At 33.7% G+C, this 21,507-nt stretch carries 25 protein-coding genes; 10 read left to right on the top strand and 15 right to left on the bottom strand.

All coding sequences use genetic code 11. The annotated features are described in order from the left end of the window. Window positions 1–52: 52 nt before the first annotated feature. The 10 genes from CGEO_RS01455 to lpxB all read right to left on the bottom strand — a co-directional run bounded on the left by CGEO_RS01455 (window position 53) and on the right by lpxB (window position 8,403). Complete coding sequence (locus CGEO_RS01455; protein ID WP_075493695.1) at window positions 53–1,114, bottom strand: LptF/LptG family permease; 1,062 nt, start codon at window positions 1,112–1,114, stop codon at window positions 53–55. Further along, the gene (pth, locus tag CGEO_RS01450) at window positions 1,101–1,661 is read right to left on the bottom strand and encodes an aminoacyl-tRNA hydrolase (protein ID WP_075531362.1); all 561 of its coding nucleotides are present in this window, start codon (window positions 1,659–1,661) and stop codon (window positions 1,101–1,103) included. The genes CGEO_RS01455 and pth overlap by 14 nt, the downstream gene beginning before the upstream one ends. Window positions 1,662–1,665: 4 nt before the next feature. Continuing rightward, on the bottom strand, window positions 1,666–2,202 hold the full coding sequence (locus CGEO_RS01445; protein ID WP_075493699.1) for a 50S ribosomal protein L25/general stress protein Ctc: 537 nt from the start codon (window positions 2,200–2,202) through the stop codon (window positions 1,666–1,668). 65 nt (window positions 2,203–2,267) lie between these two features. Further along, the gene (locus tag CGEO_RS01440; RefSeq protein ID WP_075539851.1) at window positions 2,268–3,431 is read right to left on the bottom strand and encodes a type IV pilus twitching motility protein PilT; all 1,164 of its coding nucleotides are present in this window, start codon (window positions 3,429–3,431) and stop codon (window positions 2,268–2,270) included. 9 nt (window positions 3,432–3,440) lie between these two features. Then, the gene (locus tag CGEO_RS01435) at window positions 3,441–4,433 is read right to left on the bottom strand and encodes a transaldolase (protein WP_075493703.1); all 993 of its coding nucleotides are present in this window, start codon (window positions 4,431–4,433) and stop codon (window positions 3,441–3,443) included. Further along, on the bottom strand, window positions 4,426–5,049 hold the full coding sequence (gene serB / locus CGEO_RS01430; protein ID WP_075493705.1) for a phosphoserine phosphatase SerB: 624 nt from the start codon (window positions 5,047–5,049) through the stop codon (window positions 4,426–4,428). Before serB ends, CGEO_RS01435 begins: the two co-directional genes overlap by 8 nt. Window positions 5,050–5,081: 32 nt before the next feature. Next, the gene (locus CGEO_RS01425; protein WP_075493707.1) at window positions 5,082–5,798 is read right to left on the bottom strand and encodes a UDP-2,3-diacylglucosamine diphosphatase; all 717 of its coding nucleotides are present in this window, start codon (window positions 5,796–5,798) and stop codon (window positions 5,082–5,084) included. Then, on the bottom strand, window positions 5,799–6,806 hold the full coding sequence (gene argC / locus CGEO_RS01420; protein ID WP_075539852.1) for an N-acetyl-gamma-glutamyl-phosphate reductase: 1,008 nt from the start codon (window positions 6,804–6,806) through the stop codon (window positions 5,799–5,801). It abuts the gene before it with no gap. An 8-nt stretch (window positions 6,807–6,814) separates the two neighbouring features. Next, complete coding sequence (gene greA / locus CGEO_RS01415; protein ID WP_075493711.1) at window positions 6,815–7,303, bottom strand: transcription elongation factor GreA; 489 nt, start codon at window positions 7,301–7,303, stop codon at window positions 6,815–6,817. 26 nt (window positions 7,304–7,329) lie between these two features. Beyond that, a complete protein-coding gene (gene lpxB, locus CGEO_RS01410) occupies window positions 7,330–8,403 on the bottom strand; it encodes a lipid-A-disaccharide synthase (RefSeq protein ID WP_075493712.1) in 1,074 nt (357 codons plus the stop codon). A gap of 75 nt (window positions 8,404–8,478) precedes the next feature. Here lpxB and CGEO_RS01405 point away from each other — a divergent pair, with 75 nt between their 5' ends. From CGEO_RS01405 to CGEO_RS01395, 3 genes are read left to right on the top strand one after another with little or no spacing between them, the layout of a single operon-like run. After that, entirely contained in the window at window positions 8,479–8,982 is a 504-nt protein-coding gene (locus CGEO_RS01405; protein ID WP_075493714.1) for a hypothetical protein, read from the top strand. 43 nt (window positions 8,983–9,025) lie between these two features. Continuing rightward, on the top strand, window positions 9,026–9,796 hold the full coding sequence (gene surE / locus CGEO_RS01400; RefSeq protein ID WP_075539853.1) for a 5'/3'-nucleotidase SurE: 771 nt from the start codon (window positions 9,026–9,028) through the stop codon (window positions 9,794–9,796). Continuing rightward, a complete protein-coding gene (locus CGEO_RS01395) occupies window positions 9,784–10,449 on the top strand; it encodes a tRNA threonylcarbamoyladenosine dehydratase (RefSeq protein ID WP_075539854.1) in 666 nt (221 codons plus the stop codon). Before surE ends, CGEO_RS01395 begins: the two co-directional genes overlap by 13 nt. 1,113 nt (window positions 10,450–11,562) lie before the next feature. On the opposite strand, the gene CGEO_RS01390 is transcribed toward CGEO_RS01395, so the two are convergent. The 3 genes from CGEO_RS01390 to CGEO_RS01380 all read right to left on the bottom strand — a co-directional run bounded on the left by CGEO_RS01390 (window position 11,563) and on the right by CGEO_RS01380 (window position 13,818). Beyond that, window positions 11,563–12,330, bottom strand: coding sequence for a hypothetical protein (locus CGEO_RS01390; RefSeq protein WP_075539855.1), 768 nt, complete (start codon window positions 12,328–12,330; stop codon window positions 11,563–11,565). 401 nt (window positions 12,331–12,731) lie between these two features. Further along, window positions 12,732–13,328, bottom strand: a complete 597-nt coding sequence (locus tag CGEO_RS01385) for a lactate utilization protein (protein ID WP_075493721.1) — start codon at window positions 13,326–13,328, stop codon at window positions 12,732–12,734. 46 nt (window positions 13,329–13,374) lie between these two features. Next, on the bottom strand, window positions 13,375–13,818 hold the full coding sequence (locus CGEO_RS01380; protein ID WP_242647981.1) for a Sua5/YciO/YrdC/YwlC family protein: 444 nt from the start codon (window positions 13,816–13,818) through the stop codon (window positions 13,375–13,377). A 325-nt stretch (window positions 13,819–14,143) separates the two neighbouring features. On the opposite strand from CGEO_RS01380, the gene CGEO_RS01375 reads away from it, so the two are divergent. The 7 genes from CGEO_RS01375 to CGEO_RS01345 all read left to right on the top strand — a co-directional run bounded on the left by CGEO_RS01375 (window position 14,144) and on the right by CGEO_RS01345 (window position 20,508). Beyond that, entirely contained in the window at window positions 14,144–14,731 is a 588-nt protein-coding gene (locus CGEO_RS01375; RefSeq protein WP_075493725.1) for a DUF417 family protein, read from the top strand. 113 nt (window positions 14,732–14,844) lie between these two features. Further along, entirely contained in the window at window positions 14,845–15,699 is an 855-nt protein-coding gene (locus tag CGEO_RS01370) for a helix-turn-helix transcriptional regulator (protein ID WP_075531357.1), read from the top strand. A gap of 61 nt (window positions 15,700–15,760) precedes the next feature. Beyond that, window positions 15,761–16,591 carry an NHL repeat-containing protein gene (locus CGEO_RS01365; protein ID WP_075539858.1) on the top strand — a complete coding sequence of 277 codons (831 nt, stop codon included), beginning with the start codon at window positions 15,761–15,763 and terminating at the stop codon, window positions 16,589–16,591. Window positions 16,592–16,940: 349 nt separating this feature from the next. Next, window positions 16,941–18,323 carry an SLC5/6 family protein gene (locus CGEO_RS01360; RefSeq protein WP_075493731.1) on the top strand — a complete coding sequence of 461 codons (1,383 nt, stop codon included), beginning with the start codon at window positions 16,941–16,943 and terminating at the stop codon, window positions 18,321–18,323. Further along, entirely contained in the window at window positions 18,320–19,216 is an 897-nt protein-coding gene (locus CGEO_RS01355) for a hypothetical protein (protein WP_075493733.1), read from the top strand. The genes CGEO_RS01360 and CGEO_RS01355 overlap by 4 nt, the downstream gene beginning before the upstream one ends. 10 nt (window positions 19,217–19,226) lie before the next feature. Continuing rightward, complete coding sequence (locus CGEO_RS01350) at window positions 19,227–19,922, top strand: TVP38/TMEM64 family protein (RefSeq protein WP_075539859.1); 696 nt, start codon at window positions 19,227–19,229, stop codon at window positions 19,920–19,922. After that, on the top strand, window positions 19,891–20,508 hold the full coding sequence (locus tag CGEO_RS01345) for a TVP38/TMEM64 family protein (RefSeq protein ID WP_075539860.1): 618 nt from the start codon (window positions 19,891–19,893) through the stop codon (window positions 20,506–20,508). Before CGEO_RS01350 ends, CGEO_RS01345 begins: the two co-directional genes overlap by 32 nt. Here CGEO_RS01345 and CGEO_RS01340 read toward each other — a convergent pair. Then, the gene (locus tag CGEO_RS01340) at window positions 20,452–20,814 is read right to left on the bottom strand and encodes a hypothetical protein (protein ID WP_075539861.1); all 363 of its coding nucleotides are present in this window, start codon (window positions 20,812–20,814) and stop codon (window positions 20,452–20,454) included. The genes CGEO_RS01345 and CGEO_RS01340 overlap by 57 nt on opposite strands. After that, window positions 20,811–21,449, bottom strand: a complete 639-nt coding sequence (locus tag CGEO_RS01335; protein ID WP_075539862.1) for a YdjY domain-containing protein — start codon at window positions 21,447–21,449, stop codon at window positions 20,811–20,813. Before CGEO_RS01335 ends, CGEO_RS01340 begins: the two co-directional genes overlap by 4 nt. Window positions 21,450–21,507 lie beyond the last annotated feature (58 nt).

Here is a 21,507-nt window from a genome sequence, read left to right as displayed (position 1 = left end):
TCCTCTTGAAAATAAATAAATATAGATTTTACAATAATTTACTTAAAAAATCTTAACGGTGCTTTAAAACAAGATAACAAGCATAACAAAATAGCAAAATTATAGGCAAAATTATCCCAACTTCTGGGATTATAACTCCACTAAGCGCAAATCTTGTCATCACAAAAAGCACTCCCCATAAAGATAGCGTAACTATAAAAAATCCAAAGCTTAAAAGCGCAAGGTTAAAAAACCGCCCACTTGCTGGAAGATAGTAATACAGTATCAAAACCATAAGTGGCGCAAACAAAGGCGTGAAAATTAGTGAGTATAAATTTGCTTTTATGCCGTCTATATTTACGCCTTGATTTTTAAACGTTTTTATAGAATTTAGCGCATCTTTAATCGAGTAAATGTTTGATGAATCATAAATTTTTTCTATACTTGTTGGATCAAAACCGGCTAAATCTTCAAATTTTGTGCTAAATTCATACTTCAAACCATCATTCCCAATGGCTAAATTTGATGGAATTGTTGTAGAATTCACATCGTAAAATGTCCATTTTTTCGCATTATAGGTCGCTGTTTTAACATCGGTTAATTTGGTTAAATCGCCATTTTTTAAATAAAATATCTTTATATCTTTAGCTGCATTTGCTAAAGAATTTAACTCTTTTACATATATGTATTTATCGCCATATTTTAGAAACATTCCGCTACTGACTTTGCCAACTGCATTAAAACTTGATAAGTTATTTTTATACTCATTTACATAGGCAAATGGCGTTGAGTTTAGATAAATATATAAAAGACTAATTGCTAAAGCTATAAAAAATGGCACTTTTATAATGGCATTTCTACTTATACCAAGAGAGTAAAAGCTAATAAGCTCATTGCTTCTTATCATATTAAATTTAGTTATAATCATCGCAAAAATCAAGCTTAATGGAAGCGTGTAACCAATCGCGCTAAGAGCTGTAAAACCAAGATAAAGTAGCTGTAAATTCGCACTTTGCGGGAGATCTTTTAAGTTAGTAAGAACATCTATACCAACGTAAAAAAGCTCAAGCGCAATGAATAAAATAAAAAGATATTTTAAATAAACATATCCGATGTATCTACTATATAACTTCATTTTGTATATCTTTTATGCTAAATTTTGCTCTTGTGGTTTCTAAATCAGACTTTAGTAAAAATTGGGTAGCTTTTTTGGTGTGAGATAAAATCGCTTCTAGCTTTTTTTGTTCATCATCTTCAAATTTAGACAACACAAATCCAGCCACATTGCCTTTTCCTCGTCCGATACCAACTCTAACCCTTTCATACTCTACGCCGATTAAACTATCGATTGATTTTATACCGTTGTGTCCGCCACTGCTTCCGCCGATTTTAAATTTTACAGCTCCAAAATTTAAGTCTATATCATCATGAACTACTATCACGCGCTCTGGTTTATAAAAGTCTTTAACCATTTTTACGCTATATCCGCTGACATTCATATAAGTTTGAGGTTTTAAAAGAAGAAGCGAGCCTTTTTTATAAAGCTCGCCTTGAAATTTACTTGAACTAACATCGGTAAAACCGTCATCTTCAAGCATTTTATCTACTAGCATAAAGCCTATGTTGTGCCTTGTATCAGCATACTGTGCGCCCGGATTTCCAAGACCAACAACAAGTATCATACGCTTACTTAGCTGTCAAAACTCCAACAACAGCTACGCTTGCAGACTCAAGCATAGTAACATTTTGTGGAATTTGAATATCTCTAACTAGGATTGAATCACCAGTATCAAGCTCTGTAACATCTAAAACAAACGCGTTTGGAAGATCTTTGCCAGCGCATTGAACCGGAAGTCTTCTTTTTGACTGAACTAAAACACCTTTGTTTTTAAGACCTTTTGCTATACCTGTTACTTTTACAGGAATGTAGTATTTTGAAACTAAATCATCTAAAACAACTCTTAAATCAACATGAGTTATCATGTTTGTCACTGGGTGTTTTTGATACTCTTCAACTACTACTTTATATGTATTTGCGCCAACTTTTATATCAAAAGCCAAATTCTCTTTATCTCTTACAAATTTGATAAATTCATTTGTTTTAAATGCCGCATTGACATTTTCTAATCCTTTCGCATAAATATTAGCGATTAGATAACCATCTCTTTTTAAAGCCTTGGCAGACTTTTTACCGATACTCTCTCTAACTATACCTTCTAGCATAATTGTCCTTTTTTTGAAGTAAATTATGATAATATCAAAAATTTAATAAATTTAAGATGAATTTACTAAACATCTTGTAATTTTATATCCTCTTTGTATTCATCGCCACCACTTTGACCATCAGCTTTTTGTTTTAGCATAATGTTTTTGATACCTATATTAAGATCGCTTCTGTTTGTACTCTTATCAAGTGCTTCTTCTTTGCTTATGATTCCAGCTGTATAAAGCTCTAAAAGGTGCTGATCAAAAGTTTGCATACCATAAGTATTCTTACCATCTCTAATCGCGTCAGTCACTTCACTATATCTATCAGATAAAATCATATCTTTTATACGAACATTTTTGCGCAAAACCTCAACTACTGGAGTTCTTCTTCCATCTGTTGTTACTGCAAGTCGTTGAGAAATAACGGCTTCTAAAACAGAGGCAAATGATATCTTTATCCTTGATTGCTCGCTTGGTTCAAACATACCGATTATCCTATTTATGCTCTCTTTTGCATCAAGTGTGTGCAAGGTAGAAAAGACTAAGTGTCCAGTTTCAGCTGCATGAAGCGCGGTTTCAATTGTCTCAAGATCTCTCATCTCGCCAACAAAAATTATATCTGGATCTTCTCTAAGTGCGGCTCGAAGTGAGTCTGAAAAGGTGTTACAATCTTGCCCTAAAGCTCTTTGATTTACAATACACTCACTATCTTCAAAGACAAACTCAACTGGATCTTCAATAGTTACTATATGACTTGCTCTTGTGTTATTTATCCTATTTAGCATGCTTGCTATGGTGGTTGTCTTACCGCTTCCAGTTGGTCCAGTAACTAAAACTAGCCCTCTCATACTCTCATCGCAAATCTTTTTTAAAACTTGTGGTAGCCTTAAATCATCAATGGTTGGAATTTTCGTAGGAATAGTCCTAAAAACAGCGCTCACGCCATCGATTTGAAAAAAGATATTTACACGAAATCTATACTCATCATTTAACCTATAGGTAAAATCTAAGCTTTTTTTCTCTATAAACTCATCAAATCTTCCTCTTAAAAGCTCTTTTGCTAAAGCTAGAGCTTCACTTTTTGGAAATGGTTTTTGGCTAAATTTAACTATATCGCCATTAATCCTACCTCTAATTTGAGAATTTGATTTTATATGAAGGTCGCTTCCTCCATGTTTTATCAAAAAATTTAAATACTCATTTAGCTTTTTTTTCTGTATATCTTCAGAATATATATTTGACATAAAAACCTCCTATTTTAACGCCTTTAAAATATCATCAAACGCCACTACAAACTGCTTTAGCCCATCATCAAGCAGCTCTTTATACGCACCTTTTAAGTCTATCTTTGTATCTTTTACTGACTTAAAAAAAGCATCTATTTCTTTAAGCGAAGTTGGCTCTTTAAGCACTTTTTCGCCCTTTATAAACTCTTTTATAGTATCAAGCGGGGCTGTATTTATGCAGTTTTTAAACATCAGTTCATCGACATAATACGACTTTTTAAACTCATCACCTTTCACGCCAGTGCTTGCAAAAAGTGCTCTAGTGTTTTCTAAATTTGCCTCTTGTATCATATGGTAGCATTTTGTTGCGTTTAAAATGCCGATTTTACCAGCTTCAAGACCATTTTTTTTCATCTTTTCATCAAGCATTCTATCAAAACGACTCACAAAAATACTAATCACAGCTTTTGGTAAATTCGCCTTTACAAAACGTTTTTTAAAAGCTTTAGTTCCTTCTTTAAACGCTTCTAAGCACTCAGCTGTTTGATCTGGAGAGAAGATAAGAGTTGCATTTACATTTATCCCTTTTTTTATAAGCTCGCTCATCGCCTCATATCCACGCTTTGTAGCTGGAACTTTTATCATCACATTTGGCATACCAATCGTGCTATAAAGGCGTTTCCCCTCTTTAAAAGTGGCCTCAGAATTATCACTTAAATTTGGATCAACTTCTAAACTAACAAACCCATCATCGCCATCTACGTAATTTTTAAGCATAATATCAGCCGCAACTCTGATATCTTGCGTTGCTAGAATTTCATATAGCTCTTTTGATGATTTTTTACTAAATTTATCTTTGCTCTCTTTATAAGCTGGCGAGTTTAAAATCGCATTTTTAAAAATCGCCGGATTTGATGTAGCGCCGTTAAAAACGCCATCATTTATAAGTTCTCTAAATTCACCATCGATAAAATCGCGCTCTAAAAAATCACACCAAAGCGAAAAATTTCCACTATACATACTTCATCAACTCCTTTAAATCCTTAGTATCCACGCAAAAATCAGCCTCTTTTTTAAGCACTTCGTTAGCACAAAATGCGATTTTAAGACCAGCTTCTTTAAACATTGAGATGTCATTTGCTCCATCTCCAACTGTCATAACCTCTTCTTTTTTAAGCCCCATTAAAGCTTTAAGCTCTTTTAAAACCTTGCCTTTTGAGTAGCCAAACATCATCTCGCCACCAGCAAATCCAGTCGCAACACCATCTTTTATATGCAAGTAGTTTGCAAAACTAGCGTCATATCCAAGCTTTTCTTTTGCCGCGTCTGTTGCGATATGATAACCTCCACTAAAAACTACAACTTTAATGCCTTTGTTTTTTAAATACTCTATAATCTCTTTAGCGCCTTTTATAAATGGCAAATTATTAGCTATCTCTATCGCATCGCTCTCTTTCATACCCTTTAAAAATGCAACTCGTTTAGTGAAACTCTCAAAAAAATCAAGCTCGCCAGCCATCGCTTGTTTTGTGATCTTAGCTACCTCTTCTCCAGCTCCCATTTTTTTAGCAAAAAATGTGATAGTTTCGCCATCCATAAGCGTCGAGTCAAAGTCAAAAACGCAAAGTTTTATCATAATTTTCCTTTAAATTTAATTTGTCATTATATCTAATTTAAGCTTTTAGCAACTAGTTTAAATTCCCCATTTTCAAATTTCGCCTCATAATACTTTTGCTCAACAGCGTATGAGTTTAAATTTATATAAACTCTCTTATCAAAGTTAAAAATTTCATCTTGATGATAGTGTCCTTCGATGATAAATTTAGCGCTATAGTTGTGAATTTTTTGCTCTATTAAGGCTTTGAAATTTGGATGTTTTTTATACAAAATTTTCTTTTCTTGATGTTTTAAAATCGCTTTTGTAATCTTAAAATTTATAAGATTATCTATGAAATTTAGCGTCTTTAAAAACGCCTTGTTTCGCAAAAGCATCAAAACCTTAAAATCAATTTTTGGTATAAATCTATCGCCATGCAAAAGTTCGCAAATTTCGCCATTTTCAAGCAAGAATTTAACAGGCTGAGCGAAAATATCAAAAACTTGCACATTTGGAAAAATCTCGTTTAAATTATAGTCGTGATTTCCCTCAAAATAAAAGCAAGGCACGCTTTTAGAAATCTCATTTATAAGCAAAATTTGCTTAGCGTAAAACTTGCGCGAATAATCCGTAAATGAGAGATAATCAAACATATCGCCCATCAAAAAAAGCTGAGTTGGGCGAATTTTACCACTTTTTACAGCTTCTAAAAACTCTAAAAAATAGAGCTTTTTTTCATTTTCGTGAGAGTCTGAGATAAAAATCGCGCCACTTTTTATAATTTGCATTTAAATTCCATAAGCTAAATTTGGGATTCCTAAACCCTCGTCAAACCCGCACATCAAATTTGCATTTATCACAGCTTGCGAGCTTGCTCCTCGAAGCAAGTTATCAATAGCGGAATTTACCCAAATTTTGCCATCTAATTTTTTTACAAAAATATCACAAAAATTTGTTCCAACTACGTTTTTAACCTGCACAGGCTCATTTCTTACTCGCACAAATTTCTCATCTTTATAAAACTCGCGCAATACTTCTAATTCATCTATTTTTTCGTTTAAAACTCCAAAAACACTTACTAGCATTCCACGAGTTAGTGGCACAAGATGAGGAACAAAAAGCGTTGAAATCGGCTCTTTTTTAGCTAGTGAGATTTGCTCTTTTATCTCATCGGCATGGCGATGGGATAGTGGCGAGTAGGCATTTATATTTTCGTTTACATTTACAAAATGACTTGTTTGTTTTAGGCTCTTTCCAGCGCCACTTACGCCACTTTTTGCATCTATCATCACGCCAAATTTAGTATCTAAAAATGGCAAAAATGGCAAAATAGCCAAAATCGAGCAAGTTGGATAGCAGCCTGGATTTGCTACTAAATTTGTAGTCTTTATACGCTTTCTATGAAGTTCTGGAAGCCCATAAACCGCGCTAGCTAGGTTTTTTTTGTCTTGGTGAGTTGTATAATTTTTCTCATAAAGTTCTAAACTAAGACGATAATCAGCCGATAAATCAACCACTTTTGTCGTTCCAAAACTTAAAATTTCACTAGCAAATTCCATCCCCTTTTCATGCGGCAAAGCTAAGAAAACAAGATCGCACCTCAAGCTTGCTGTTTTTGCGTTTGCAACTTCGACTTTAAGTTCGCAAACTCCGCTAAGTTGTGGAAAAATTTCATCGATTTTTCCTTCGCTTGTCGCTGCTAAGTAACTTAACTCAAACTCTGGATGATTTAGCAAAATTTTAACCAGCTCAACTCCAGTATATCCGCTTACTCCGATGATTCCAACTCTTTTCATTTTTAACCTTATGTAAATTTGATAGGTTTATACTCTACACTTACAATCTCAACTTCGCTTATGCCATTTGGCAAGTGAAGCGTGATTTGATCGCCCTCGCTTTTGCCAAGAAGCTGTTTTACAAGAGGGGTGTTTATGTTAATCAAACCTTTTGAGATATCACTTTCGCTAACGCCAACGATGATGTAGGTTTTTTCAAGCTCTGTATCAACATCCATTATCGTAACAGTTGAGCCAAATTTAACCTTATCGTGCTCGTATTCGCTTGGATCAATCACTTTAGCTCTACTTACAATATCGCTGATTTCTGCGATTCTAGCTTCGATAAATGCTTGTTTTTCTCTTGCTGCGTGATACTCTGAGTTTTCTTTTAAATCCCCATGACTTCGCGCTATGTCTATCTCTTCAACGATTTTTGGGCGTTGAACTGTTTTTAAATCTTTTAGCTCTGATGTGATTTTTTCATAACCATAAATGGTCATTGGTTCTGCTGTCATTTTTATCCTTAAGAATTTTGTTGTAATTATATCTTTGTATCGTTAAAATTATCTTTTAATAGCGCTAAGACATTTTTTGCACTACCAAATTTCAAATACTCTCTAAGCTCCTCACACGCTTTTATAAATTTAGTCCTATCGCAGTTTAAATAGGCATTATAAAGATTTTGCGCGTTTGCTTCATCTTGCAAAAATTCCTCATGCAACGGCTCTTTTTTCATAAAATCAAACATTATATTAGCAAGCCCAACGTGAGTTAAATTTACTAATCTTTTAGCGATAAACATATCAATCGCTTTTGCTTTATAAGCCAAAACTAAAGGCGTGCCAACAAGCGCGGTTTCAAGCGTCGCAGTACCTGAACAAACAAAGGCAAACTCGCTTTCATAAAGCGCTTTTGGAGCGTCATTTGTGATACTAAACTCACTAACATCGCCATAAATTTCATCTACTTTATCCATTAGATGAGCTGGGATTGGAAGGATTTTTTCTTTATCTTTAAATTTAGTCGCCAACTCTTTAAAAACTGGCATCAATCGAATTATTTCAGAACGTCTTGAGCCTGGCAAAAAGGCGATTTTACCGCTATTTATAGCTTCGTGTTTTTGAAATTTTATCTCATCAAGAAGCGGATGTCCAACATAAATACTACGGTTATAAAACTGCTCATCAAACGGCAAAATCGAAGCTAGGTTATCGCAGTATTTCTCAACCTTTTCGACTCGTTTTGGCTTCCACGCCCAAACTTGCGGAAGTATGTAGTAGGTGATTTTAGCTTTTACTTTTGCCTTTTTTAGCGCTTTTGCCAAAGGAAGGTTAAAAGCTGGCGAGTCTATAAGCAAAACGCCATCGCACTCTTTAGCTAACTCTACCATCTGCTTAAGCGCCTTTTTCGCTTTAAAAATAAGCGGTAAAATCTCGACAAACCCCATCGCCGAAAACTCACTGCTAGCATAAATCGGCTGTGCAAATTTAGGATCAAAAATTCCGCAAATTTCAAACTCTTCGCCAGATTTTGCGCTTTTTTTAAGCTCTTTTAAAACCTCACCAAAATGCAAATTCGCCGATGGTTCAAGGCAAGAAATAAGGTATTTTTTCATCTTTTTTCTCTTTTTTTATTTTTATGCTTATTATATCAAAATATGCTATAATAGCCGAGCTTTCAAGGAGATAACATGAAAAATTTAGCATTTTTACTAACCATTTTATTTATTTTAACAGGTTGCGCAAAAAGCCCAAGTTATGAAAAAAAGGAGATTTATCAAGATCCAAAATTAATAAGTTATTATGAAAATTTATTAAAAGATAAAAGCCCAGAGGAAGCTGCAAAACTAGCAGTAGAGGATACAATTAAATTAATTAAGTTAAATTATGGAGGAAATAAAAAGATTCAAGTAGATAGATTTATTATATTTGAAGATATTTTTGCACAAACAAATAATATAGTTTTTAACTACTCATTTACTCCTAATTTTACCGAACTTTCACAAAACGAGCAGATAAAAGCCGCTAAATTTATGCAAGTAGATTTGGTAAATAGAGTTTGCAACTTAAAAACAGCTAGAAATACATTAAAACATGGTGCTAATGAAGTTCATAGATACTTTTATGACTATCCCGATAAGGCAGCTTTTGAACTTTTAGTAAGCGAACAAGTCTGCCAAAAAGCTGGGCTTTAAGCGCTTAAATTTTACTAATTTTAACTAGATTAAGGACATAAATTTGAAAGAAATTCTTATCACAAACGATGATGGATTTGAAGCTGATGGGCTAAAAGAATTAGCAAGAGCCCTAAAAAGCATAGCAAGAGTTACAGTTGTAGCTCCAAGTAGCGAAAAGTCCGCTTGCGCACACTCGCTAACCCTTACAAAACCGCTTAGATTTATAAAACTTGATGATGGATTTTTCAAACTTGATGATGCAACACCCGCTGATTGCGTGTTTTTAGCGCTTCACTCTTTGTATTCTAAAAAACCAGATTTGATAATCAGTGGCATAAATCATGGCGCAAATGTCGCAGAAGACATCACATACTCCGGCACTTGTGGTGGCGCTATGGAGGGAGTTTTGCATGGAATTCCTTCTCTTAGCATTTCGCAATTTTACTTAAATGATAGTTTGGATAAATTTGGCTTTGACTTAGCGTGCGAAATTTCGCTAAAAGTTGTTAAAAATATCTTTGAAAACGGCTACCCGTTGCCTGAAAAAAAGTTTTTAAATTTAAACATTCCAGCTGTTAGCAAAACTGATTATAAGGGGCTAAAAGTGGTCGCAGCTGGAGAAAAAACATACTTAACTTCAGCTCAAGTTAACAGAAACCCAAGAGGACTTGAGTATTTTTGGCTAGGTCAGATGAACATAGACTTTGACAAGGATAAAAACACAAATTCTGACATAGGAGCGTTGGTTGATGGTTATGCAAGCTTGACGCCGATAACTTTAAATTTAACATCGCATAACGAGCTTGAAAGCGTGCAAAAATGGATAAGATAGATAGATTTACTCGCCCAAGATGGCTTTTTAACGATAGTTTTGACAAGCTTCAAAACGCAAAAGTGCTAGTTTGTGGGTGTGGAGGCGTTGGTGGAGCGTGCATAGAAGCGCTTTTTAGAAGTGGGGTTGTAAATTTAACTGTGATTGACTGTGATTGTTTTGAGATAACAAATCAAAATAGACAGTTTGGAAGTGAAAATTTAGGTATGAAAAAGGTCGATGTTTTTAAAGAAAAATTTCCACATATTGAGCCTTTATGTATAAAGATAGATGATGAGTTTATAAACAACTTTAAGTTCGATAAATTTGACTTTGTTGTTGATGCGATTGATGATATTCCAGCAAAAGTTGCACTTGCTAACAAAATCGCTAACAACACTAACAAACCTAAATTTGTTAGTTCAATGGGTGGAGCAAAACGGCTAAATCCCGAACTTATAAAACTAACTAACATCTGGAAGACTAACACAGATCCGTTAGCTAGAAAATTTCGTTATGAGCTTAAGAAAAGTGGCTTTAAAGGCGATTTTGACGTAGTTTACTCAAGCGAAGAGCCAAATTGCGAAAAGCTTGGAAGTTTTATGGGAGTTACAGCTACTTTTGGTATGTTTCTTGCGAGTTATGTTATAAGAAAATTGTTAGAGAAAGACTAAATTTTAGTTTATTTTTAAATTTAGTTTACTTATAAAAATTTGTTAAATTTCACAGCAAATTTAACAAATTTAAATCATCCAAATAGTAAAATTTATAGTGATTTCATAGCTAAGTTTATAATTTCAAAGTACCAAATTCTTGTAAAATTTGATATCGTTTTTGCAAAACTTATTCAAACAAAAAATTTATCTTTTAATGACTCGAAGTATTTTCTAGTTAAGTTTTATCATTTTTAGTGCAATTTAGTCTATTTTTATAGAGGATAAAATAATCAAAAAGCAATGGCTGCACCCTGCATATAGTTAAAATTTTTCTTTTAGGATTTTAAAAGCATGGTTTTATCTAAATTTTAGTCAAATTTTTTGACTAATTTTATTTAAATTGCTAAATTTTAACTTATCATAACTATAATTTCTTGATTAAATTTTACAAGTATTTAATGCTATCTTTGGTTTTTATCTTTAGCGTGATGTTAAATTTATTATTTGCCACAAAGTAAGCTAGTAAGCTACGATGGATAGATTTGTTTGCTAAATTTCTTTCGGAAACGATTCGCATTTATTATATATTTGCTCCAATTTTTTAAATTTATCATTTTATAATTTAGAGTAAAAATAAAATATCACTTTATAAAGTGTGTAGTTAAATTTATTCTTTATAAGATTTTGGCCTTAAATATTTGCTAAAACCTATCTCTTTTAGAAAATAAATACGTTTTTGCACGATTTAAAATATACTTTTTAATTTTATTTTCAACATTACATTAACTAAATTTATATTTTTATATATTTAAATTTTATAAAAATAGATATAAAAATTATTTAAACTTTTATTTTGTCATGTATCAGAAGCCAAATTCAGTAAAAATTTATAGCTAAATTTAAGTTAGTTTAAACAAAATACCTAAGAGTTGCAAATATGCTTTTAAATTTTAAATATAGCAGATTTGGGTTTAAAACCAAGCTTTAAATTTAAAAATCATAATGGTGATTTTAATAAATTTTTGATATCAATCTTAAATTTATAAAAACACATTTATGCTTGATTTTATGTTATGTATTATTAAGAAGGGACGGAGAAGCCCGTTAAAAGCTTCTCGATGGTATTAATGATTAGTTGCCCGCGTCCTCATCAACACCTCTAAAGTCGCCAGTAAATCTATAGACTACATATAAGCTACTACTCATACCATATTTGCTTACACCCAGTTTATAATCCACTTTTGAACTTGCTACATCGTAAGCATCTGCAAAATTTTGACCTGCTTTACCACCCGTACCATCCTTGCTTAGTTCGTCAAGGGCTTTCTTACCATCGATACTGTTACCGTTTACAGATTTATATACGGCTTGGATATTGCTTTCTTCAAGTCCTGTAACAACAAGAACATTCATGAATGTAGCTGCGGGTTCAGGGTTTGCTGTATTAACAAGCGGTTTAACCTCACCATCTTTTGTGATAGAAGCCCCAATAATAATACCTTGTCCAAGTGCGGCTTGTAAAACATCGGGTGCGCCTGGCATAACAGCTGGACTTGTAAGATATGGACCAGACCAGCGAGTTAATACACCCGCATCTTGAGCACCTGCTCCGGCAATTAAAGATACACTGTCATAACACATATTACTTGTAGTTGCTGTGCCGTCGCCCACTATTTTACTAGGGTTCTCCCATAAAAACCTAATGTTACACGGATATGTACCAGTATCAGCAAAATAATTTGACAATGCGGTTTCTACTGTTTTTAGCTGCATACTAAGATTAAGCGCCTTTGCTGAATCTGTTGCTGGTGCTATAAATCTAAATGTCAGGAATGACATAAATAGACCGATCAATACAACAACAATGATGACCTTAATCAACCTAAAACCTTTTTTCATACTCTTATCTCCTTTTTGACTAAAAAGTCTTGGTTATTTTAGTAATATTCTAACTAAAAAAACAGTTATTTCCAAACATATTCAAACATAAAACAAGCAAAATAGTAACTTGCTAACAAATAATCAAACACCACCTACTATAAAAAATTGGTAATACAATTATTTAGTATTTCATAAACAAACTTTAAGCTAAATAATGGCATAGCTCCAAAAAATGTACTAAAAGAGTAAAACAAATTAAGCGTTTTTAGTCATAAAAATTTTATTAGTTTAAGTCGGCGGCAAAAACAAAAACGAATTTTGTTTTGCTTATTTATCTATTTTTTTCAAACCAAAAATAAGATAAACCAAATACGCGCCGTCTATCTTATCAAGCCGCTAACTTAAAAGCCAATTAAAGTCTAAAATCCCAAATCCTCTTTTACTAAAACTATCGTCGTTCTTCCAGGCTCATCGCGCCTGATTAGGCTAAATTTGCTTGAGATATTATCGACTGTAAATTTTCGCTCTTTCTTGTGTGACATCGCAACTTGATTTAGCCTTTCCACGTTTTTAACAGCCGCTACTTCTAAAATGCGACGCCTTGCCTCTTGCTCATCTTTTACTAGTTTATTTTGCCCTACAACCAAAAGCACATTTTTTGGTCCAAAAATCTGCGCAGCGACTCTGTTTCCGCTACCATCGGCGTTTACCAACTCGCCATTTTGCGTTATCGCGTTGGAACTTGTGATGTAGATATCACTTACTAGCCCCATTCTACGGCGTTTTGTGTTCTCTTCTTTATCTATGCCTTTTTCATACTGATTATACAAAGTGATATCATCAAGACTTGTCAAATACTCCAAAAGCCCGATTTCTTCGACTGTAGTCGAGCCGCCAAGCCCAACGCTCATACCAGCTTTTATCATAGATTTTGCAAACTCTAGCGCCTCTTTTTTGTCCTCTACGACAACTACGCTAAAGCCATTTTTTTCTAAATTTTGTATATATTCTTGCATTTTTATCCTTTTATTTATTTTCTTATCTTAACACTTTTTGATTAATTTATCTTATTTTTTTAATTTTGTTTTTTGATAGTTTGAAAATTCTCGATGCTTGCTTTTCGCTAAATTCGCTATCAGCGATAACATCTACTACATTTTTTGCAAACTCAAGGTTAAATTTTTGCCCATGCAAATTTGCAGAAGTAGAATACATCCAACCAAATTTAACCAAAAATTTAGCATGTTTTTCATCTTTTACCACTCTAATAGCCTTTAAATTTGGATATAAAATGGTCGTTTTTTGCGATTTTCTAACTAAATTTTTATATTTTTTTGGCACTCTAGCTAGCTTTTTTAACTCGCCAAATTTCGCCACAGTTATCAAACAAGGCTGATTTTCAGGGCGATTTTTGATAGCATTTAACTTTTTTAAATTTTGCGAACAAAACCCAGCAGTCGTGTCTGTTTGAGCTAAATAGATTAAATTTTTATCAACTGCGTCCACATCCATCCTTTAAATTTTGTTTATGCAACTTTGTATTTTAACATATTTAAGAAAAAATTTGCGAAATCTTTTGCTTATTTATTATTAAAAAAATATTAAAAATAAATATAAATTTATCAACTAAGTTTTATAAGAAATTTACTTTATTTATTGAGAAAGTATATCATTTGCAATATTTAATAAATTAAAAATTAATTCAAATAATCTAAATTTAAGCCTGTTTTTTAGCCTTAAAAACAGCAATATAAATTATTTCTTAAAAATTTAATAAAATTTTTATTTTTATAATGCTAGACTTCCGCACTTTAAATTTCAAGGATATTTTATGTGTAAAGCATTGAGTTTGTTAGCAAATTCGCAAAATTTATTTGTGAACTTAGCAAGAGTTGCGATTTTTATCGTTATGATTTGGATTGGTGGGTTAAAAGCGTTTCAATACGAAGCCGACGGTATCGTTCCATTTGTCGCAAACAGCCCGTTTTTTAGCTACTTTTATAAGTATGAAGCGCCAGAGTATAAAAACTACAAAAATCCAGAAGGCAAAGTCGTAGCCAAAAACATCGAATGGAACAAGCTAAACCACACATACATTTTCTCTTACGCTCTTGGCGTTGTGATTTGTTTGATTGGAATTTTAACTTTGCTTGGAATTTGGTTCCCTAAAATCGGACTTGTTGGTGGCTTGCTAACCGCTGGAATGGCTATCGTAACGCTAAGTTTTCTTATAACCACGCCCGAAGTTTACGTGCCAAATTTAGGTGGCGATGGTCCGACTCCAAATTTTGGCTTTCCGTATCTTTCTGGAGCTGGGCGACTTGTGATAAAAGATGTTATTATGTTTTCTGCTGGGCTGATTTGTGCTTCAAACTGCGCTTCTAGAATTTTATCTTGTTGTGCTTGTAAAGCAAAATAATTTTATAAATAATAAATTTAGCCTACGCGGTAGGCTAAATTTAGCTTTTTAACCTAAACTCTTTTAAATTTTTCGCACTTGAATTCATTTCAAAAAACTTGTATAATTTGCCTATGAATGTTTTAGAATATATCAAACGCGATTCGCACTCTACGCTTTATAGCCAAAATGGGCTAAATTTTGCTATTTATAAGGTAAATGGCTCACTTATAAAATACGATGCGACGCTTTGTCAAAATGCTGTTGTTTTTGTTAAAAAAGGGCATAAAAATCTGCATTATAAAAATACTAAATTTGAAGTTGATGCGGATGAGATTATCTTTTTAAGTGCTGGAATTCACACACTTAGCGATATCGAAGATAACGGCGAGTATATCGCGCATATCGTCTTTTTTAGTAACGAGTTTTTGCTTGAACTGATAAATAAGCATAAATTTGTCTTGCAAAACAAAAGGTTAAAATCTAAAAAAATTTATAAAATTTCACAAGATATAACCTTAGCAAATTTCACTTTAAATTTAGAGCTTTATTTTAAAAACAAAAGCCCATATGAGCTTATAAAACATAAATTTGAAGAGCTTTTTTTAAGCCTTACTTCAAGAGTTGAGTTTATAGAGTTTTTAAACGAAATTTATCAAATTTATCTTTTTGAATTCCAAAAAATCTTTACCGCAGATGAGCTGGAATTTGATAGCGTAGCCCAAATGGCAAAACGCGTAAATATGGATATAAGCAGCTTTTCGCGTAAATTTAGTAAGATTTTCAACATAGCACCAAAGCAGTATTTAGATGATAGAAGGTTTCAAAAAGCACTATTTTTACTCACTCACACAAATCAAAATATTAGCCAAATTTGCGCTCAAGTTGGCTTTTCGACCACGTCTTGGTTTATAGCAAGATTTAAAGAGCGCTATAACCAAAGTCCAAAACAGTTTCAAAAGTCAAAAAACTTGTATTTTTTAGCATAAAAATTACACACTTTAAAAACCAAATTTTATATAATTTCTAAAATTTAAAAAAAGGTTTAGAATGAAAACTAAATTTATCATATCTTCACTTTGCGCTTTGGCTATATCTACGTTTGCGCTTGAAGTTAAAAATATCGATGGCTTTAGCTCTCCAGAAGCCGTAACAAGCTATCAAGATGGGCTTTTTGTATCAAATGTAGGCAAAAAACTAGCCCCACTTGCAAAAGATGGCGATGGTTTTATATCGCTACTTGATCTTGATGGAAATATCATAAAAATGGACTTTATAACCGGACTTGACGCACCAAAAGGTATGGTTGTAAAAGATGGCGTTTTATACGTAGCTGATATCGACACGCTAAAAGGCTTTGATATCACCACTAAAAAGCCTGTTTTTAACCTTAAAATCAATGGCGCTGTATTTCTTAATGACTTGTTAGACTTTGATGGCTCACTTTTACTAAGCGATACTGGAACTGGCATAATCCATCAAATCGATACAAGCAAAAAAACATATAAAACATTTTTTAAACTTGATAGCAAGCTTGGCGGACCAAACGGTATGATATTTAAAGATGGCGAACTTTTTGTTGCAACTTATGATCCAAATGGCGTAAAAAAGACAAATTTAGTCAAAATCGCAGGTGGAAAACTAACTAAATTTGACTCGATGAGCGGTTTGCTTGATGGCATAGCTGTGCATGAGGGGAAAGTTTTAGTAAGCGATTGGGTTGATGGTAAAAATGGCGTAGTTTATAGTTTTGATGGTAAGAGTTTTAGCACACTTGATTTGCCAAAACTTTTAGGCCCTGCCGATATGTACTTGCTAAATGACACGCTTTACATCCCGCAAATGGCAGGAAACAGGCTAACGATAGCAAATCTTAAGTAACTCGCAAAGTCGCTAACTAGGGATTGACATAGATAACGATAGCAGATTTTAGATAAGTTTTTAAGAGTGGTGTGTGCCACTCTTTTTTAAATTTAGACTTTTTCAAGCTTTTTTTCATTTTTCATTTTACTTTTTACTTATCATCTTTATTTAGAAAACTTTTTGCTTTATTTGTTTATGCTCTTTTATATCTTTTTATATTTTAAATTTTGATTTCGCTCCCTTTTAGCTTTTTATAATTTAAAATCTTTTGTTGCATTCTAAGATAAAGATTTTGCCAAAATTTACTAAATTCGGTTAAAATGCAGGTTTTAGAATCAAGTTTGATTAACATTTTTTTAGGAAATACATGCAAAACTCACCTTTGTTTACCGCCCTTTTTTGGGGATTTTTACTCTCATATGGTTTGATTATGTGGCTTATAAGCCCAAAGATTACAAATGTTTCTAGCTTTTTTGAAGGGCGAGATGAAAAAGGCAACTCAGTTAGCTCTTGGCTTTTAATCACTAGCATTTTTATCAGCTGGATTTTTGCAAAGTCTGTAACAAATGCTGCAAATTTAGGCGCGGTTTATGGCATAGTTGGTGGCGTTGCATACGCGATATATTGGCTTTGTATCCCTGTGGCTGGGTTTGCGTTGTATCGCTTGCGCGTTAAATACGGCGCAAAATCTCTGATTGGCTTTTTAAACTCAAATTATGGAAAATGGGCTAGTATCGCATTTAGCGTGGCAATCGCCATTAGGTTATATAACGAAATTTGGTCAAACACATCGGTTGTTGGTGGGTATTATGGTCAGCCAGGAAGTGCGAGTTTTATAACAGCGGCTTTTGTTTTCACTATCGCTACGCTTCTTTACTCGCTAAAAGGCGGGCTTAGAGGAAGCATTATAACAGATGTCGCTCAAGCTTTGGTTTTTGTTATCGGCATTGTTTGGGCGCTTGGTTTTGTCTTACCAAAACACTCTCTTACGCAGATTTTAAGCACTGGAACTTGGAGTTTAGGTGGCGGAGTTGATCTACTTTTGGTTAGCTGTTTGCAAATTTTAAGCTATCCGTTTCACGATCCAGTTTTAACAGATAGAGGGTTTTTGTGTCGTGAAAAAGTGATGTTAAAAAGCTTTATAGTCGCTGGGGTTTTGGGCTTTTTAGCGATTTTAGTTTTTAGTTTTATCGGCGTTTATGCAAACCTTGAAGGAATCATCTCAAATGGAAACATTCCAGCACAACTTGCTAGTACGATGGGAGTTGGAGCGTTTTTTTTAATGAACATTATCATGATAACCGCAGCTGGTTCAACACTTGATAGCACTTTTGCTAGTGTTTCAAAGCTTGTGGCGTATGATTTTATCAAAATTTTCACACCAAATTTGCTTAAAAACGCACTTAAATTTGGAATGCTTAGTATGATTTTTATCGCCGTTTTTGGAAATTTACCTATGGTTATGGGGACTGATATTTTAAAAGCAACAACGATTAGCGGCACGATGGTAATGGGTTTAGCACCTGTTTTTTTGCTACATGGTTTTGTAAAACCAACCTCACTTAGCTTTCATCTTAGTTTTTGGGCTGGGATAGCATTTGGCTTTATCGATATGATGGGCTTAGCGCCAGAAATTCTATCCATCGGGGATGGAAAATACGCAAAACTTTTAGGCATAAACTTATATGGTTTGATAGTTTGTTCACTTCTTTATATCGCAGGTTCAAAACTACAAAAAGGCAAAATATGATATGTCAAAATGACTATAAAGTTAAATTTAACCCTACTTTTGAACTAGAAAGCGATGAAATTTATATCGCTGGTGGCGTGTATGGCAACCCTTTTGCCTTGCAAAAATTAAGCGAGATTTCAAACGGCGCAAAAGTCGTGCTAAATGGCGATTTGCACTGGTTTGATGCTACCAAAGAGAGTTTTTTAAAAACTGAGTATTTGGCGCAAGAATTTATCTGTCTAAATGGAAATGTCGAGCTTGAGCTTGCTAAAAACTCGCTAGAAACTTGCGGTTGCAACTATCCAGAGTATGAGGATAAAGACGTTATAGCAAGGGCTGATAAGATTTTTAAAACTCTAAATTTAGCCCCTTCAAGCGAACAAAGAGAGATGTTAAAAAAGCGAAAAACAACACTTTTTGCTAAAGTTGGCAACGTAAACATCGCTATAACTCACGGCGATGAGAAAAACGTGGCTGGCTGGGAGCTAGATAGAGTAAATTTAGAAAAGCAAACTAGACAAAATGAGTTAAATCAGTGGTTTTTAAAAACAAAATTTAGTGTCCTTGCCTCAACTCACACTTGTCAAGCGGGGCTTTTAAAACTAAAAAATGGCATTGTCATAAACAATGGTTCAGCTGGTATGCCAAACTTTAGCGAATTTCGCACCGGTTTAGTTACTAGAATCGCCACCACACCGCACCAAAACGCCTTTTATCGCTCAAGCATCAATGAAGTTTTTATAGAGCTAATTAGACTTAAATATGATAATGCTAAATTTTTAAAATACTTTGATGAAATTTGGAGCGAGCAAAGCCCAGCCGCGCTTAGTTATAAAACTAGAATTTTAGGATATGGATGTCCGCTAAGCTACAAACAGCTCTCATTTGGTGGATTTGAGCTGATAGAGTAAAGGAGAAAAAATGAAATCAAAACTAATCTTGCTTGGAATCTTTATCGTTGCCATTTTGGCTTATTTGCTAATCGAGCCACTAAATTTATGGGTAAATACCTCGCTTAGCGTCATCAAAGAAGCCACCGTGGATTTAAATTTAAACGTGATGGCTGAGTATTTAAGAAGTTTTGGAAGCATTACTTGGGTTGTAAGCTTTGCTTTAATGGTGCTTTCATGCATTTTAGCACCCATTCCTGCTTTTATCATCACCCTCACAAACGCGGCTGTTTTTGGCTGGTTAAATGGTGCGATTCTATCGTGGAGTAGCGCAATGGTTGGGGCTGTGATGTGCTTTTATATCGCTAGAATTTTAGGGCGTGATGTGGTTTTAAAAATTATTAGCAAGCAAGCACTTGATAAAAGCGATGAATACTTTCAAAACTATGGCGTTCATACCATCTTGATTTGCAGACTCCTACCCTTTGTTAGCTTCGATCTAATCAGCTACGCAGCCGGTCTTACAAGCATGAAATTTTCTAAATTTTTCATAGCAACTGGTATCGGACAACTCCCTGCTACACTTGTTTATAGCTATTTTGGCAAAAATTTAGATGGAAGTGGCAAGGTTGTTTTTATCGCGCTTTTAGCGGTATTTGCGCTAAGTATTGTTATCTATATATCAAAAAGTATCTATGAAAAACGAAAAGCTAAGCAAAACGCTTAAAATAGCCACTTTTGTTATCATAATCCTTGGTGGGATTTTCGTTTTTGAAAACATAAATTCCATCAAAGATTTCATCCAGACAAACCGCGAATTAGCGTGGTTGGTTTATATTTTATCTTGGGTTATTTTACCGATATTTTTCTTTCCGGTGCCGGTTTTAGCGCTTGTTGGTGGAGTGGTTTTTGACTTTTATTTAAGCGTTGTTTTGACAACTTTTGGCGCAACTATAAATATGATTTTGATGTTTTATATCGGCAAATTTCTTAAATTTGGCAAATTTAGCCCAAAGATAAAAGATAGTTTTATAGACATTTTAATCCTTCGTTTTATACCTTTTATGCCGTATAATTTGCTAAATTATGGTTGTGGTTTTTTAAACGTGAGCTTTAAAAACTACATTTTAGCTTCATTTTTAGGAATTTTGCCTGCGACTTTTATTTTACTAAATTTAGGTCAAAATGCTACTAAATTTGGTACATCACAGTTTTATTGGTCTATTTTTTGGTTTGTTTTACTTGTAATTTTTTCGCTACTTTTTAAAAAGCTTTTTTCTCCTAAAAATAGCGATAAAACAGGCAAAATTTAAAACAACTAAAAATAGCACGAAAGCTAAATTTGATAAATTTAGACTATCAACTACGACTAAACTCTCCTTGAAATTATACAAAATCACACTACTTTTACCACAAAAACTTAAAAGCAAAAGCGCCATTTCTAAAACAAAAATATACCAAATTTTAATCGCATTTTTAAACAAAATAGAACAAAAAATCCCAAACCAAACGACTTGATAGGAGTGAACCCTCATATCAAGCCATACGTTAAATGAGACTAACGCACTTAGCACTAGTCCAAAAAGCAGCCCAAAAGCAAGGTAAAAAGCCACTTTCATAAAAGCGAGTATGTTAAAGTCACGTAAGTTCCATCTGGCGGAAGGACTTTTTTGTTACCAAAAAACTCAACTTCTTTTCTCTTTTCAACCGCGCCATAAGTGTAAGTGTGGTTTGAGATAATGCCAACCGAGCAGCTATCTAGGCAGGTTACGCAACCTGTGTTTATCTCTTTGGCTCTTTCTTGATTCCCGCCAAATCTAAAATCAAGCGGTTTTGAGTTTGAGTCAATTACGACATCATTTACATCATACTCTTTTGAGCCTTTCCATGCGACTTTTATAGCCATTTTTGAGCCCTCAACTCGCGTTTTATCGGCGGTTTTTGGATTCATGTTATTTCCTGGTTTTGCACCTAGAGTTATTAAAGCGTTATAAAAGTCATTTTGGTTGGCAAGTGAGGTAAATATCGACTTATCTCCAAATTTTCCATCCTTAAAAACAGCCAAATGTCTTGTTGGACTATCAAAATACTTGCCATTTACCTTAGCTAAAATTGTGATTTTTCCATTTTCTACCAACATTGGCTTATCGTTAGAAACGCCATTTAAGCTAACTTTTTCATCTGTAACTTCATAAGCACAACTTGCTAAAAACATTAAAACCAACGCCAAAAATGAGAACTTAAAAATATTCATAAATCTCCTTGTATCTGTATATAGCGACCGCTATCTGTAAAATAAAATTATATAAAAA

The organism is Campylobacter geochelonis, assembly GCF_013201685.1.
In the GTDB taxonomy this organism is placed as follows: Bacteria; Campylobacterota; Campylobacteria; order Campylobacterales; family Campylobacteraceae; genus Campylobacter_B; species Campylobacter_B geochelonis.
The sequence above is the reverse complement of the archived record's forward strand: the minus strand, read 5'-3'. Positions and strand labels throughout refer to the sequence as shown.